The sequence below is a fragment of the Pseudomonas fluorescens genome, from assembly GCF_902497875.1.
Taxonomy (GTDB): Bacteria; Pseudomonadota; Gammaproteobacteria; order Pseudomonadales; family Pseudomonadaceae; genus Aquipseudomonas; species Aquipseudomonas fluorescens_BR.
On record NZ_CABVHY010000006.1, the window covers coordinates 48,983 to 63,821 of the forward strand.

The window sequence follows — 14,839 nt, forward strand, 5'->3', positions numbered from 1 at the left end:
TCGATTTCCTTATGTCAGAAATTTCTGCAGCAAGTCATTGAGAAAGAGTTGTCCGCGCTCGGTGGCTACCAGGCGTGACGGTTCGACCTGCAACAAGCCACTTTGTTCGGCTTCGCGACGGCCTTCGGCGAGGCTTTCCAAAGGCAGCCCGGTGCGCTCCGGATAGAGCCTGGATTCGACGCCATCGGTCAGGCGCAAGGCATTCATCAGGAACTCGAACGGCAACTCTTCGTTGCTCAGGGATTTCTCGCCGGCCTGAAAGCTTTTGGCCGGGTTCAGGTAGTCCTTGGGCAGGCGGGTTTTCCAGGTGCGAATGATGCGCCCGTCGGGATGGCTGAGCTTGCCGTGGGCGCCCGCACCGATGCCGATGAAGTCGCCAAAACTCCAGTAATTGAGGTTATGCCGCGCCGGGCGTCCGGGCAGGGCATACGCGGAGACCTCGTACTGTGCGTATCCGTGCTCGGCCAGCAGTGCCTGGCCGGCTTCCTGAATGTCCCACAGGGTGTCGTCTTCGGGCAGTGTCGGTGGCTGGTTCCAGAACACCGTATTAGGTTCCAGGGTCAGCTGATACCAGGACAAATGGGTTGGGTTCAGCGCAATGGCCTGGCGCAGGTCGCTCAGGGCATCGTCCAGGGACTGATCGGGCAAGCCATGCATCAGGTCCAGGTTGAAGTTGTCGAAGCCCGCCTGACGGGCCATGCCGGCGGCACGTACGGCTTCGTCACCGTTGTGGATCCGGCCCAGCGCCTTGAGTTTCTCTTCCTGGAAACTCTGGATACCGATCGACAAGCGATTGATGCCCAGGGCGCGGTAAGCGACGAATTTCTCTTGCTCGAAGGTCCCGGGGTTGGCTTCCAGGGTGATCTCGATGTCGTCGGCAAACGGGATACGTTGTTCCACGCCTTTGAGCAGGCGGCCCAAAGCGTCGGCGCTGAACAGGCTGGGCGTGCCGCCGCCGAAAAAGATCGAGCTCAGTTCGCGGCCGTAGACGGCGTGCAGGTCCTGATCAAGGTCGGCCAACAGCGCGTCGACATACTCCTGTTCCGGTAGCACGGGGCTTGCGGTATGGGAGTTGAAGTCGCAATACGGGCATTTGCGTACACACCAGGGAATGTGGATGTACAAGGCCAGAGGCGGCAGCTGGGCCAGGGCCGCGCGAGGCGTTTGCGCGCCGCCGAAAATCAGCGGCTGCGCGGATGAATCCTTACTCATGCCAGCCCCAGACGCTGGCGCAGCAGGGCCATGGCGCGGGCGCGATGGCTCAGTTGGTTTTTTTCGCTCGGGCTGAGTTCGGCGCTGGAGCAATTGCGCTCCGGGACCCAGAACAGCGGGTCGTAGCCGAAACCGTGTGCCCCGCTGGCGGCAGGCAGGATACGCCCATGCCACAGCCCTTCGCAGAGAATCGGCAGCGGGTCGTCGGCGTGTCGAACCAGGGCCAGCACGCAAACGAACTGCGCGCCGCGCTCGGCTTCAGGCACATCCTTCAAGACCTCCAGCAGCTTGGCGTTGTTGGCCGCGTCGCCCTGGCCGTCGGCATAGCGTGCGGAGTAGATGCCGGGCGCGCCGCCGAGAAAATCTACCGCCAGCCCGGAGTCGTCGGCCAATGCTGGCAGACCGGAAATGCGCGAGGCATTACGGGCCTTGAGGATGGCGTTTTCGACGAACGACAGGCCGGTTTCTTCCGGTTCGATGCTGCTGAACTCGCCAATCGAGTGCAAATGCACGGACTCACCGAGCATGGCCTGGAGTTCTTTGAGTTTGCCGGCGTTGTGGCTGGCCAATACGAGTTGCGTGAAATTCATTATTCGCCCGGGAAAAGCTCTTGGTTAAAACTGAAGCTGTTGGTTTTGCCGCCAGTTTTAACATTGATCGTGAAGGTGCGGGTTTCCTGTTGGTCCACAGGGAACTGCGCAATGTAATAGATCGCGCCTTGCTCGGTGATCTGCTTGAACTTCAGCGGAATGGGGGCGCTGATGAGGTCCTTGACCGTGCCGCTGACGTCGGAGACCAGCGGTTTTCCGTCCTTGATCACGGAGACATTGATTACGCCCTGATTCTTGCTGCGCACCAGTTCGGCGGCTTTGGCGATGTCCGGCTGGATGAACGTCGAGTTGAAGGTGTTGTAGTGCACGGTGACGTCACCGAACACTTCCTTGCGTTCACCTTTGATGACATCGGCCGCCATGGCGGTCAGGCTCAAGCAGGCAGTAAGTAGAAAAATAGCCAAGCGACCCATGTTCGTTCTCCTCGATATAGCGTGGTTTATACCGCGACCCGGTGATCCTGCAGGCCAGGGCTGCTGACGCGGTAGATGCCGATCTCACCTAATAGATTAGGCCATAGCTTACTCGCCCACCCATGTCGATGTTGTTGATCGACGGCAAGTCGATCGATGACTCGCGCTTTACGCTCGCTGCACAGGGCTTCGAAGTCTTCAAAGGTGCAAAAGTGAATGTTCGGCGTGTTGTACCAGGTGTAGGGGAGGAAGTCCGAGACGGGCATCCGGCCTTTGCTGGCCAGGTACCAGCGGCAGCGCCAGTGACCGAAGTTGGGGAAGGTAATGATGCATTGGCGACCGACCCGTAACATTTCGTCGAGGATCCGGTCCGGGTAGTGCACGGCTTGCAGGGCCTGAGTCATGACGACAACATCGAAACTGTTGCTGGCAAAGTTACCCAGCCCCTTGTCCAGATCCTGCTCGATGACGTTGATGCCTTTGGCTACGCATTCGGCAATGTTGTCCGGGTCGTTTTCCAGGCCGTAGCCGGTGACTTGCTTGTTGTCCCGCAGCCAGGTGAGCAGTTCGCCATCGCCGCAGCCGAGGTCGAGCACGCGGCTGCCGGCGGGGATCCAGTCTTGGATGATTTCCAGGTCGGCTCTCATGGCGTCCTCAAAGCGAAATTCGGTTCATGTAGTTGCTGAAAGCCTGCAAGTAGCGCGGGATCGGAATCAGGAAGGCGTCGTGGCCTTGCGGAGCATCGATCTCCAGGTAGCAGACGTCTTTCCTGGCGGCCATCAGCGCGTCCACCAGTTCCCGCGAGCGGGCCGGAGAGAAGCGCCAGTCGGTGGTGAAGGACATCACGCAGAACCTGGCTTTGGCCCCGGCGAAGGTTTTTGCCAGGTCGTCATCGTAATTCGCCGCCGGATCGAAGTAGTCCAGGGCCTTGGTCATCAGCAGGTAGGTGTTGGCATCGAAACGTCCGGAGAACTCCTCACCCTGATAACGCAGATAGCTTTCAACCTGGAACTCGACGCTGTGGAAGTCGTAGTTGAGCTTTTCGCTCTTCAGGCCACGGCCGAATTTCTCGCCCATGGAGTCATCCGACAGGTAGGTGATGTGCCCGACCATCCGCGCCAACATCAGTCCGCGCTTGGGGATCACGCCCTGTTCCTGGAACGAGCCGCCGTGGAACTCGGGGTCGGTCAGGATGGCTTGGCGCGCCACTTCGTTGAAGGCGATGTTCTGCGCCGACAGCTTGGGGGCCGAGGCGATCGCCAGGCAGTGACGGATGCGCTCGGGGTAGCTGATGCTCCACTGCAAGGCCTGCATGCCACCCAGGCTGCCGCCGATCACCGCGGCCCACTGGCTGATGCCCAGCAGGTCGGCCAGGCGCGCCTGGCTGTGGACCCAGTCTTCGACGGTCAATACCGGGAAGTCGGCGCCAAAGGGTTTGCCACTTTCCGGGTTGATGCTGCTCGGGCCGGTGGAGCCGTTGCAGCCGCCGAGGTTGTTCAGGCTGACGACGAAGAACTTGCTGGTATCGATCGGTTTGCCGGGGCCGATGCAACTGTCCCACCAACCGGGTTTACGGTCGTCGGGGTTGTGAAAGCCTGCGGCGTGGTGGTGGCCGGACAGCGCATGGCAGATCAGCACGGCATTGCTGGCCGTGGCGTTCAGCGCGCCATAGGTTTCGTAGATCAGATCATAGGCTGGCAGGGAGCGGCCGCAGGCAAGGGCCAGGGGCTCGCTGAAGTGCGCCATTTGCGGCGTCACCAAACCAACGGAATCGTGGGGAAAGACAGTGGACATCGACCCTGCTCTCGCTTAAATGAGGCGTAAGTCTAATGAGCGCTGTCCCCAGCAGCAAGCAAAGGCCGGGGCATCTGGAAATTAGTCTGTTTCCAGAAACCCCGGCATCGGCGTCTCGGTGGTTTCAGGTGATCAAAACCACTCATCGCGCATGGTTAGGCACGTGTCATCGCGGGCCTCGAGAATCGCCAGCTCATGATGGCAGCCCGGTACTTCCCAGGTCAGGAAGTAGCGGGCGGCTTGCAGCTTGCCTTTATAGAAGCCGAGATCCGCCTCATTGCCCTTGAGCAGTCCCTCTTCAGCGCGGATCGCCTGTTCCAGCCAGCGCCAGCCGATCACCGTGTGGCCGAAGGCTTTGAGGTACAACGCCGAATTGGCCAGGCTGCTGTTGACCTTGCCCTGACCGAGGTCGGTCAGCAGGCCAAGGGTGACGGTTTGCAGTCGTGCGACCAGTTGCTCCAGTGGTTGGCGCAGCGGCGTCAGGGATTCATGGGCCTGGGCCCGCTCGGCGGTGTTGGCGATCAGCCGAATCAGCTGCTTGAGCCCGGCCCCGCCGTTCTGCGCGAGTTTGCGCCCCAGCAGATCCAGTGACTGGATGCCATGGGTGCCTTCGTGGATCGGGTTCAGGCGATTGTCACGGTAGTACTGTTCCACCGGGTATTCGCGGGTGTAGCCGTGACCGCCGAGAATCTGGATCGCCAGTTCGTTGGCTTTCAGGCAAAACTCCGATGGCCAGGATTTAACGATAGGGGTCAGCAGGTCCAGCAGTTCGTGGGCTTGTTTACGTTCGGTTTCGGTTTCGAGAGTGGTGGTGTCGTCGAACAATCTCGCGGCATACAGACCCAGGTCGAAAGCGCCCTCGACGTAAGCCTTTTGAGTCAGCAGCATGCGTTTGACGTCGGCGTGCTGGATGATCGAGACCGGTGCGGTATTCGGGTCCTTGCTGTCCGGCAGGCGACCTTGCGGACGCTCGCGAGCGTACTCCAGGGAATACAGGTACCCGGCGTAGCCAAGCATCACCGCGCCCATGCCGACGCCGATCCGTGCCTCGTTCATCATCTGGAACATGTAGCTCAGGCCCTGGTGCGGCTTGCCCACCAGATAACCGACACACTCGCCGTTATCGCCGAAGTTAAGTGCGGTGGAGGTGGTGCCGCGCCAGCCCATCTTGTGGAATAGCCCGGCCAGCAGTACGTCGTTGCGCGGGCCGAGACTGCCGTCATCGTTGACCAGGAACTTGGGCACGATAAACAGCGAAATGCCTTTCACCCCCGCGGGCGCATCCGGCAGCTTGGCCAGAACCATGTGCACAATGTTTTCCGACAACGAATGATCGCCGCCGGAGATGAAGATCTTGTTGCCCTTGAGCCGGTAAGTGCCATCGGCGACCGGTTCGGCGCGGGTGCGGATATCCGATAGCGACGAGCCGGCGTGGGGCTCGGTCAAGGCCATGGTGCCGAAGAAACGCCCGTCGATCATTGGCTGCAGGAAGCGTTGTTTCTGCTCCTCGGTACCGAAGCTTTCGATCAGGTTCGCTGCACCCATGGTCAGGAACGGGTACGAAGTCGATGCCGCGTTGGCCGATTGGAAATGCGCGAAGCAGGCTTGCGAGAGCAGGGTCGGCAACTGCATGCCGCCGGCCTCGAAACTGCGCGCGGCGTTGAGGAAGCCGGCTTCGAGGAAGGCATCGACCGCCGGTTTTACCTCTGGAATCAGGATCGCCTGGCCGTCTTCGTAGCGCGGTTCGTTCTCGTCGCCCTTGCGGTTATGCGGGGCAAAGAACTTCTCGGCAATGCTTCGGGCGGTGCCAATGGCAGCATCGAAGGTTTCGCGATTGTGTTCAGCGAACCGCTCACGCCGAGTCAGGCCTTCGGCATCAAGGACTTCATACAGCTCGAAAGCCAGATTGCGGGAACTGAGCAACGTCTCGGACATGGCGGCCTACCTTTTTTTGGAGTGGACCGAGTCTAGGCGGGGGGAGGGCAGGGTGAACAGGATGATTGATGAGCGTGATGGTGGAGCAGAGCAGCGACTTAGCAGGCGCCACAAAATAAATGTGGGAGCGAGCCTGCTCGCGAAGAGGCCGGCACATCCAGCATCTATGTTGGATGACACACCGCTATCGCGAGCAGGCTCGCTCCCACAGGGATTTGTACACCAGGCACCTATTGCAGATGCCTGGTCTTGTTACGGTTTAACCGATAGTCATCAAGCTGGCATTACCACCCGCAGCAGCAGTGTTAACGCTCAGTGCACGCTCGATCACCAGACGTTCCAGCGCAATGCTGGTTTCGCCTTGGGACAGGCCGTGAACCCCGACGATAGCGCCGGCACGTTTGGCCACTTGCTGGCAGACCGCACGCAGCTGGTCGGAGTGGCCGTGATGCAGGACTGCATCGAAAACCACTTCGTCCTTGCTCCAGTCGTTGACCAGTGTGATGCGTGCTTGCACTTCTTTCGGCAGGCGAGTGTAAAGCGCCTTGTTCAGCTCGGCATCCGGCCAGACTGCCGAACCACCGACGGCCAGTACCGCAGCCAGTTGGCTTAGCAGATCCGCTTCGACTTCCGCCAGGCACAGCACGTGCTCGCGTGGCAGGATGGCGTAGCTGTTGCGTTCGCCGGTCGGGCCGCTCAGCAGGCGAGTGATACCGCTTTGCGATTGCGCTGCGAATTGCAGGCAAAGCGCGCTCAGGTCAGCCTGTTTATTGCTGTCAGCCCAGGTTTTCAGAGCGGTCAGCGGTTTGCTCATGGCATCGCGCAGACGAACATCCGGTGCGCTCAACGCGTCGCCGCGAACGAAGGATTGCTCGATCGCATCGGTAGGACGAGTCGACAGCAGGCGGTACAGGTACAGCGGACCACCGGCTTTCGGACCGGTACCCGACAGGCCTTCGCCACCGAACGGTTGCACACCGACCACGGCACCGACGATGTTGCGGTTGACGTAGACGTTACCGGCATTGACGTTGTCGATCACCTTGGCGATGGTTTCGTCGATGCGGGTGTGAACGCCCAGGGTCAGACCGTAGCCGGAAGCGTTGATCTGGCCGATCAGCTGATCAATCTCTTTACGCTTGTAGCGCACCACGTGCAGCACCGGACCGAAGATCTCCCGTTGCAGCTCGTCGAAGCTTTCCAGTTCGATCAGGGTCGGCATGACGAAGGTGCCGCGTTTGACTTCTTCAGTATTGGCGATTGCCACCTGATACACGCTGCGGCCTTTGTCGCGCATGGCCTGGATGTGTTTCTCGATGCCAGCCTTGGCTTCGGCGTCGATCACCGGGCCGATGTCCACGGACAAGCGTTCCGGGTTGCCGAGACGGCATTCGGCCATGGCGCCTTTGAGCATTTCGATGACGCGGTCGGCGGAATCTTCCTGCAGACACAGTACGCGCAGGGCCGAGCAACGTTGGCCGGCGCTGTCGAAGGCCGAGGATACGACGTCGATGACCACTTGTTCGGTCAGTGCCGAGGAGTCGACGATCATCGCGTTCTGGCCGCCGGTTTCAGCGATCAGCGGGATCGGACGGCCCTGGGTATCCAGGCGACCGGCGACACTGCGTTGCAACAAGCGCGCGACTTCGGTGGAACCGGTGAACATCACGCCTTTGACCCGATCGTCGCCGACCAGGCGGGCGCCTACGGTCTCGCCACGGCCCGGCAGCAGTTGCAGCACGCCTTCGGGGATACCGGCTTCGAGCATCAGGCGCACGGCTTGAGCCGCGACCAGTGGCGTTTGTTCAGCAGGTTTCGCCAGCACCGGGTTACCGGCAGCCAAGGCTGCAGCAACCTGGCCACTGAAGATCGCCAGCGGGAAGTTCCACGGACTGATGCAAACCACCGGGCCCAGCGGGCGGTGGGCATCGTTGGTGAAATCGTTACGAGCCTGCACTGCGTAGTAACGCAGGAAGTCCACGGCTTCACGCACTTCGGCGATGGCGTTGGCAAAGGTCTTGCCTGCTTCGCGAGCCAACAGGCCCATCAGCGGCTGAATCTCGCCTTCCATCAAGTCGGCGGCACGTTCAAGAATCGCGGCGCGCTCGGCTGGCGGGGTGGCTTGCCAGATCGGTGCGGCTTTCAGCGCGCACTGAATTGCATTGTCGACATCTTCGACGGTCGCTTCCTGTACATGGCCAACAACGTCACGCAGATCGGACGGGTTCAGCACTGGCGCAGGGGTTTCAGTGCTGGAAACGCAGCCGAGCATCGGCGCGGCTTTCCAGCTGTTATGAGCAGTGGCCAGCAAGGCGCAGGACAACGACGCCAAACGGTGTTCGTTGGCCAGGTCGATGCCGCTCGAGTTGGCGCGTTCGGAACCGTACAGATCACGCGGCAGCGGGATACGCGGGTGTGGCAGGCCGAAGCCGCCTTCCAGCGTCGCCATCTGCTCGATGCTGGCCACTGGATCGGCCACCAGCTCCTGAATCGAGATGGATTGGTCGGCGATGCGGTTGACGAACGAGGTGTTCGCACCGTTTTCCAGCAGGCGACGGACCAGGTAGGCCAGCAGTGTTTCGTGAGTTCCGACCGGCGCGTAGACGCGGCATGGACGGTTCAGCTTGCCTTCGGAAACCTTGCCTACCACCTGCTCGTACAGCGGTTCACCCATGCCATGCAGGCATTGGAACTCGTACTGACCCGGGTAGTAGTTCTGACCGGCGATATGGTAAATGGCCGACAGGGTGTGGGCGTTGTGGGTGGCGAACTGCGGGTAGATGACTTCCGGCACCGACAGCAGTTTGCGCGCACAAGCAATGTAGGACACGTCGGTGTACACCTTGCGGGTGTAGACCGGATAGCCTTCCAGGCCTTCGACCTGGGCGCGCTTGATCTCGCTGTCCCAGTACGCGCCTTTCACCAGGCGAATCATCAGGCGATGACGGCTGCGACGAGCCAGGTCGATCACGTAGTCGATCACGTACGGGCAACGCTTCTGGTAAGCCTGGATCACGAAACCGATGCCGTTCCAGCCGGTCAGTTGCGGCTCGAAGCACAGACGCTCCAGCAGATCCAGCGACAGCTCGAGGCGGTCGGCTTCTTCGGCGTCGATGTTCAGGCCGATGTCGTAGTGCTTGGCCAGCAAGGTCAGCGACAGCAGGCGCGGGTACAACTCGTCCATCACTCGTTCGTACTGCGCGCGGCTGTAACGCGGGTGCAGTGCCGAGAGTTTGATCGAGATGCCCGGGCCTTCATAAATGCCGCGACCGTGGGAAGCCTTGCCGATCGAATGGATGGCTTGCTCGTAGGACGCGAGGTATTTCTGTGCGTCATGTTCGGTCAGTGCGGCTTCACCGAGCATGTCGTAGGAATAGCGGAAGCCCTTGGCTTCGAACTTGCTGGCGTTGGCCAGGGCTTCGGCGATGGTTTCGCCGGTGACGAACTGCTCGCCCATCAGGCGCATGGCCATGTCGACGCCCTTGCGGATCATCGGCTCGCCGCTCTTGCCGATGATGCGGCTCAGGGACGACGTCAGGCCGGCTTCGTTATGGGTGGCGACCAGTTTGCCGGTCAGCAGCAGGCCCCAAGTCGCGGCGTTGACGAACAGCGACGGGCTGTTACCCAGGTGCGGATGCCAATTGCCGGTGCTGATTTTGTCGCGGATCAGCGCGTCACGGGTGCCTTTGTCCGGGATACGCAACAGCGCTTCGGCCAGGCACATTAGCGCTACGCCTTCCTGGGACGACAGGGAAAATTCCTGCAGCAGGCCCTGAACGATCCCGGCACGGCCACCGGCGCTCTTCTGATTGCGCAGCTTCTCGGCAATCGAGGCGGCCAGCTTGTTAGTGGCTTCAGCCATGGTCGCAGGCAGACGAGCCTGCTCGATCAGCATCGGCACCACTTCCGGCTCCGGGCGACGGTAGGCGGCAGTGATCGCAGAGCGCAGGACCGATTGCGGCAGGATGCTCTCGGCGAACTCGAGGAAGCACTGGTGTGCATGGTCAGCCTGCACGTCAACGGCGTCGTCAGTGTCTTTACTGGTCAAACCGTTCAGCTCGGTCAGGGTTGCACCACCCTCGAGTTTTTCCAGGTAATTGAAAATTGCCTGCTTGATCAGCCAATGGGGCGTGCGATCAATCGAGGTTGCAGCGGCTTTGAGGCGCTCGCGGGTGGGGTCATCGAGTTTGACCCCAAGGGTGGTGGTAGCCATATTTTTATCCTCATGTTTGCCACGACTGCGTGACATCAGCTGGCGGCAAGGTTAGCCGCGAGCAGGCCGAGGTGCAACCGGGTGCAACCTTTTTTTGTCGGAAAAATAGACGGCTCGTCAGGAAATAATTTCCGGCAGGGGAAAGCCGCGTCGGCTTGGTGCTTTTTGCTTTGAAGAGTTGAGTTTTTGCTCCGAAAAGGAGCAAAAACGGCAAATTCAATTAAAAATCCGACTAGGTGCAACTTATTCGACCGAAACTGGTTGCACCTTATTTGCTTTGTTGAATAGCATTCGCGCCCAAGGTGCAACCAGTCCAAAAGAACGGTTCATCGGCTGATGGCTTTCCTGGGGAAACGTCAGTCATAAATGCGCGGCAAGCGGAATCGTCTATCCACTCAGGTGCACAGAGACCTCCGACAGACCGCCGCTACATAAAAACAATGCCAGGGCGCAACTCAATGAGCGTAAGTAATCCAACCCTGATCACGTTCGTGATCTACATCGCGGCAATGGTATTGATCGGCTTCATGGCCTATCGCTCCACCAACAACCTTTCTGACTATATTCTCGGTGGCCGTAGCCTGGGCAGCGTGGTGACCGCGCTTTCCGCCGGTGCTTCCGACATGAGCGGCTGGTTGCTGATGGGCCTTCCGGGCGCTATCTATATGTCTGGTCTGTCGGAAAGCTGGATCGCCATCGGCCTGATCGTCGGTGCCTACCTGAACTGGCTGTTCGTGGCTGGTCGTCTGCGGGTGCAAACCGAGCACAACGGTGATGCACTGACCCTGCCGGATTACTTCTCCAGCCGTTTTGAAGACACCAGCGGTTTGCTGCGAATCATCTCGGCTATCGTGATTCTGGTGTTCTTCACCATCTATTGCGCTTCCGGCATCGTTGCCGGTGCCCGGCTGTTCGAAAGCACCTTCGGCATGTCCTACGAGACGGCGCTGTGGGCCGGTGCTGCGGCAACTATTGCCTACACCTTCGTTGGTGGTTTCCTGGCAGTGAGCTGGACTGACACCGTACAAGCCACGCTGATGATCTTCGCCCTGCTGCTGACGCCGATCATCGTGCTGCTGGCCACCGGTGGCATTGATACCACTTTCCTGGCTATCGAAGCGCAAGATCCAAGCAATTTCGACATGCTGAAAAACACCACCTTCATTGGCATCATCTCGCTGATGGGTTGGGGTCTGGGCTACTTTGGCCAACCGCACATCCTCGCGCGTTTCATGGCGGCGGATTCGGTCAAGTCGATCGCCAAAGCCCGTCGCATCTCCATGACTTGGATGATCCTGTGCCTGGGCGGCACCGTGGCTGTCGGCTTCTTCGGTATTGCCTATTTCGCGGCGAACCCTGCCGTAGCGATGCCAGTCAGTGAGAACCACGAGCGTGTGTTCATCGAGCTGGCGAAGATCCTCTTCAATCCCTGGATTGCCGGTATCTTGCTGTCGGCCATTCTGGCTGCCGTGATGAGTACCTTGAGCTGCCAGTTGCTGGTGTGCTCCAGTGCCCTGACCGAAGACTTCTACAAGACCTTCCTGCGTAAAAATGCTTCCCAGGTCGAACTGGTATGGGTCGGTCGCGCCATGGTGCTGTTGGTTGCACTGATCGCCATCGCCATGGCTGCCAATCCGGAAAACCGCGTACTGGGTCTGGTCAGCTACGCCTGGGCCGGTTTCGGTGCCGCCTTCGGTCCGGTGGTGCTGATCTCGGTCATCTGGAAAGACATGACCCGTAACGGCGCACTGGCCGGTATCCTGGTCGGCGCAATCACCGTGATCGTCTGGAAGCATTTCGAACTGCTGGGTCTGTACGAAATCATCCCGGGCTTCATCTTCGCCAGCCTTGCGATTTACATCGTCAGCAAGATGGGCGCTCCGACTGCCGGCATGCTCAAGCGTTTCGCCGCTGCCGAGAAAGACTTCCAGCTAAACAGCTGAGTGAGATGAGCTGATGCCCTAGGCATTCAGTGACATAAAAACGGCCCGCGTCCTTCTGGAGGCGGGCCTTTTTTTGTGTCTGCCAATTGATCGGCTGGGCCCTTGCAGGCCTCTTCGCGGGAAAGCCACGCTCCCACATTCGATCGCATTCCCCTGTGGGAGCCGGGCTTGCCCGCGATTGGTGTACTACCAGGCGACTACATTTCTGGGCGAGGTCATCGGAGATTTCCCGCAGGTTGCGGCGGCTTGTGTGAACTGGCGGGAATTTGGCTGCATCGATAATCTTTGTGAGTCGCTGCAAAATCAGTGACAGGGTGTGGAAGCCCTTATATCGTTAGGCGCACAAAGCGCCACCTGCATGGCGTTTTTTATCGTCTGTGTTTTATGGTGGCTGTGCGCGGGACACTCTTGAGTGTGCCGGGAACCTAACGTCTCGGTCTTCCACACCTGCGTACAGCCGCCACCTATTATGTGGAAGTAATTTCTGGCGGCTCCAACCAATACGTTAGGAGCCAGACTCGTGAGAACCATCACCCCCGATCCACCCCATTCAACCTCTACCAACCGCTACATGCCCCTCACCAGCAACGATTGCGATATCCCGACCCTGTTCGTCGACACCCAGGCGCCACTCGATGTGCTGCAAGACGCTGCCGATTACCGCATCCGCACCGTCACTCATCTGATGGAAAATCTGGCCATGCGCGAGGAGATTCATACCGATGCGGTGATCCTTCACGACTTTGCGCGGCTGTGTGCCATTGCGTTGCGTGATGGGTGTGATTTGCTGGATGTGCTCGGGCGGCGATTGCAGGCGCAGATCTCGAAATAAACACAAACCTTGTGGCGAGGGGGCTTGCCCCCGCTGGGCTGCGAAGCGGCCCCAAAACCAGCCACCGCGGTGTTTCAGGTAAGCCGCATCTACCGGTTTTACGACTGCTGCGCAGCCGAACGGGGCGATGCGGCGTTCCGACAAGCCCCCTCGCCACAAGTTGTGCGGTGTCTATCCGCCTGGTCGTGAACCCCTGACGTTCTGTCTCGTACAAGGTAAACTTCGCCTCCTGCGCAGGAGCAACCATGAACTATCGCCACGCCTTCCACGCCGGCAACCACGCCGACGTGTTCAAACACCTGACCTTGACCCGCCTCATCGCCTTGATGTCGCGCAAGGAGCAGCCGTTTGCCTATCTCGATACTCACGCCGGCATTGGTCTGTATGACCTCAAGGGTGATGAGGCATCGCGCACCGGTGAGTATCTGGAGGGCATCGCCCGGTTGTGGGGTGAGCCGGATCTGCCGGTGCTGACAGCGGATTACATGCAGGTGTTGCATGAGATGAACCCGGATGGCGAGTTGCGCTATTACCCGGGTTCGCCGGAGCTGGCGCGGCGTTTGACCCGTTCCCAGGATCGGGTGTTGCTCAACGAGAAGCACCCGGAAGACGGGCGGCTGCTCAAGGACAATATGAAGGGTGATCGCCGGGTTGCGGTGCACCTGGGTGAAGGCTGGCACGTGCCGCGGGCCTTGCTGCCCGTAGCGGAAAAGCGCGCGTTGATGTTGATCGATCCGCCATTCGAGAAACTCGATGAGATGCAGCGCTGTGCGGCATCGTTGAAAGAGGCGATCGGCCGGATGCGGCAGACGGTGGCGGCGATCTGGTACCCGGTGAAGGATCAGCGGATGTTGCGCCGGTTCTACCAGGACCTGGCCGGCACGGGTGCGCCGAAGCTGCTGCGGGTGGAATTGCTGGTGCATCCGCTGGATACGCCCAATAGCCTGAACGGTTCAGGGCTGGCGATCGCCAATCCGCCGTGGGGGCTTGAGGAGGAGTTGCGTGAGTTGCTGCCGTGGTTGTCCAAGAAGCTTGGGCAGACCCAGGGTGGGTGGCAGATGGATTGGTTGATCTCTGAATAAACAACAAGATCAAAAGATCGCAGCCTCGCTGCGCTCGGCAGCTCCTACGAGGATCGGGTACAACCAGGGACAAACGGTTTACTTCGATCCCGTAGGAGCTGCCGCAGGTTCGGGCCGCGTTCGGACGATTTTTTGCTTCACCCGATCAAATCGGGCACGTCACGCCTGTGCCGCCAATCCCGCAATAACCCTCAGGGTTCTTCGCCAGGTACTGCTGGTGATACGCCTCGGCGTAGTAGAACGTCGGGGCTTCTTCGATTTCGGTGGTGATGGTGCCCAGGCCGGCTTTGGTCAGTTCAGCCTGGAACACTTTCTCGCTGGCCTTTGCCGCTTCCAGTTGGCTGGGGTTGGTGGCGTAGATCACCGAGCGATACTGAGTACCGATGTCGTTGCCCTGGCGCATGCCCTGGGTCGGGTTGTGCAGTTCCCAGAACATTGCCAGCAGTTCCTGGTAGCTGACTTTTTCCGGCTCGTAGACCACGAGCACGACTTCGCTGTGACCGGTCAGGCCCGAGCAGACTTCCTCGTAGGTCGGGTTCGGGGTGAAACCGCCGGCGTAACCCACCGACGTGCTGAACACGCCTTCGCGTTGCCAGAAGCGACGTTCCGCGCCCCAGAAACAACCCAGGCCGAAGATCGCGAAGTCCACGCTCCCCGGGAATGGGCCGAGCAACGGGTTGCCGTTGACGAAGTGTTCGGCCGGCACGGTCATTGGGGTTTCGCGGCCAGGCGGAGCTTGTTCTTTGGTTGGAAGCACGTTTTTGTTCACCAGAATTTCCGAGCGCAAGACCATGATCAGTCCTC

11 protein-coding genes are annotated in these 14,839 nt (G+C 59.9%); 3 read left to right on the forward strand and 8 right to left on the reverse strand.

What is annotated here, in order from left to right; genetic code table 11:
* Window positions 1-9 precede the first annotated feature (9 nt).
* The 7 genes from hemW to putA form a co-directional block, all read right to left on the reverse strand.
* Complete coding sequence (gene hemW / locus F8N85_RS07310; RefSeq protein ID WP_150802985.1) at window positions 10-1,212, reverse strand: radical SAM family heme chaperone HemW; 1,203 nt, start codon at window positions 1,210-1,212, stop codon at window positions 10-12.
* Window positions 1,209-1,802, reverse strand: a complete 594-nt coding sequence (gene rdgB, locus F8N85_RS07315; RefSeq protein WP_150802986.1) for an RdgB/HAM1 family non-canonical purine NTP pyrophosphatase — start codon at window positions 1,800-1,802, stop codon at window positions 1,209-1,211. The genes hemW and rdgB overlap by 4 nt, the downstream gene beginning before the upstream one ends.
* Entirely contained in the window at window positions 1,802-2,236 is a 435-nt protein-coding gene (locus F8N85_RS07320; RefSeq protein ID WP_150802987.1) for a DUF4426 domain-containing protein, read from the reverse strand. Before F8N85_RS07320 ends, rdgB begins: the two co-directional genes overlap by 1 nt.
* 26 nt (window positions 2,237-2,262) lie before the next feature.
* Window positions 2,263-2,883 (reverse strand): methionine biosynthesis protein MetW, encoded by a 621-nt coding sequence (gene metW / locus F8N85_RS07325; protein ID WP_150802988.1) that lies wholly within the window; start codon window positions 2,881-2,883, stop codon window positions 2,263-2,265.
* A 7-nt stretch (window positions 2,884-2,890) separates the two neighbouring features.
* The gene (gene metX, locus F8N85_RS07330) at window positions 2,891-4,030 is read right to left on the reverse strand and encodes a homoserine O-succinyltransferase MetX (protein WP_150802989.1); all 1,140 of its coding nucleotides are present in this window, start codon (window positions 4,028-4,030) and stop codon (window positions 2,891-2,893) included.
* A 132-nt stretch (window positions 4,031-4,162) separates the two neighbouring features.
* The gene (locus F8N85_RS07335) at window positions 4,163-5,965 is read right to left on the reverse strand and encodes an acyl-CoA dehydrogenase (protein WP_150802990.1); all 1,803 of its coding nucleotides are present in this window, start codon (window positions 5,963-5,965) and stop codon (window positions 4,163-4,165) included.
* Window positions 5,966-6,224: 259 nt separating this feature from the next.
* Complete coding sequence (putA, locus tag F8N85_RS07340; RefSeq protein ID WP_150802991.1) at window positions 6,225-10,178, reverse strand: trifunctional transcriptional regulator/proline dehydrogenase/L-glutamate gamma-semialdehyde dehydrogenase; 3,954 nt, start codon at window positions 10,176-10,178, stop codon at window positions 6,225-6,227.
* Between the two features lie 458 nt (window positions 10,179-10,636).
* On the opposite strand from putA, the gene putP reads away from it, so the two are divergent.
* From putP to F8N85_RS07360, 3 genes are all read left to right on the forward strand, one after another.
* Window positions 10,637-12,121 (forward strand): sodium/proline symporter PutP, encoded by a 1,485-nt coding sequence (putP, locus tag F8N85_RS07345; RefSeq protein ID WP_150802992.1) that lies wholly within the window; start codon window positions 10,637-10,639, stop codon window positions 12,119-12,121.
* Between the two features lie 520 nt (window positions 12,122-12,641).
* Complete coding sequence (locus F8N85_RS07350; protein WP_150802993.1) at window positions 12,642-12,953, forward strand: hypothetical protein; 312 nt, start codon at window positions 12,642-12,644, stop codon at window positions 12,951-12,953.
* A 245-nt stretch (window positions 12,954-13,198) separates the two neighbouring features.
* The gene (locus tag F8N85_RS07360) at window positions 13,199-14,035 is read left to right on the forward strand and encodes a 23S rRNA (adenine(2030)-N(6))-methyltransferase RlmJ (RefSeq protein WP_150802994.1); all 837 of its coding nucleotides are present in this window, start codon (window positions 13,199-13,201) and stop codon (window positions 14,033-14,035) included.
* 145 nt (window positions 14,036-14,180) lie between these two features.
* Here the strand turns inward: F8N85_RS07360 and msrA are convergent, their stop codons facing one another.
* Window positions 14,181-14,828: a peptide-methionine (S)-S-oxide reductase MsrA gene (gene msrA, locus F8N85_RS07365; protein ID WP_150802995.1), complete on the reverse strand. Its 648-nt coding sequence runs from the start codon at window positions 14,826-14,828 to the stop codon at window positions 14,181-14,183.
* Window positions 14,829-14,839: the final 11 nt, after the last annotated feature.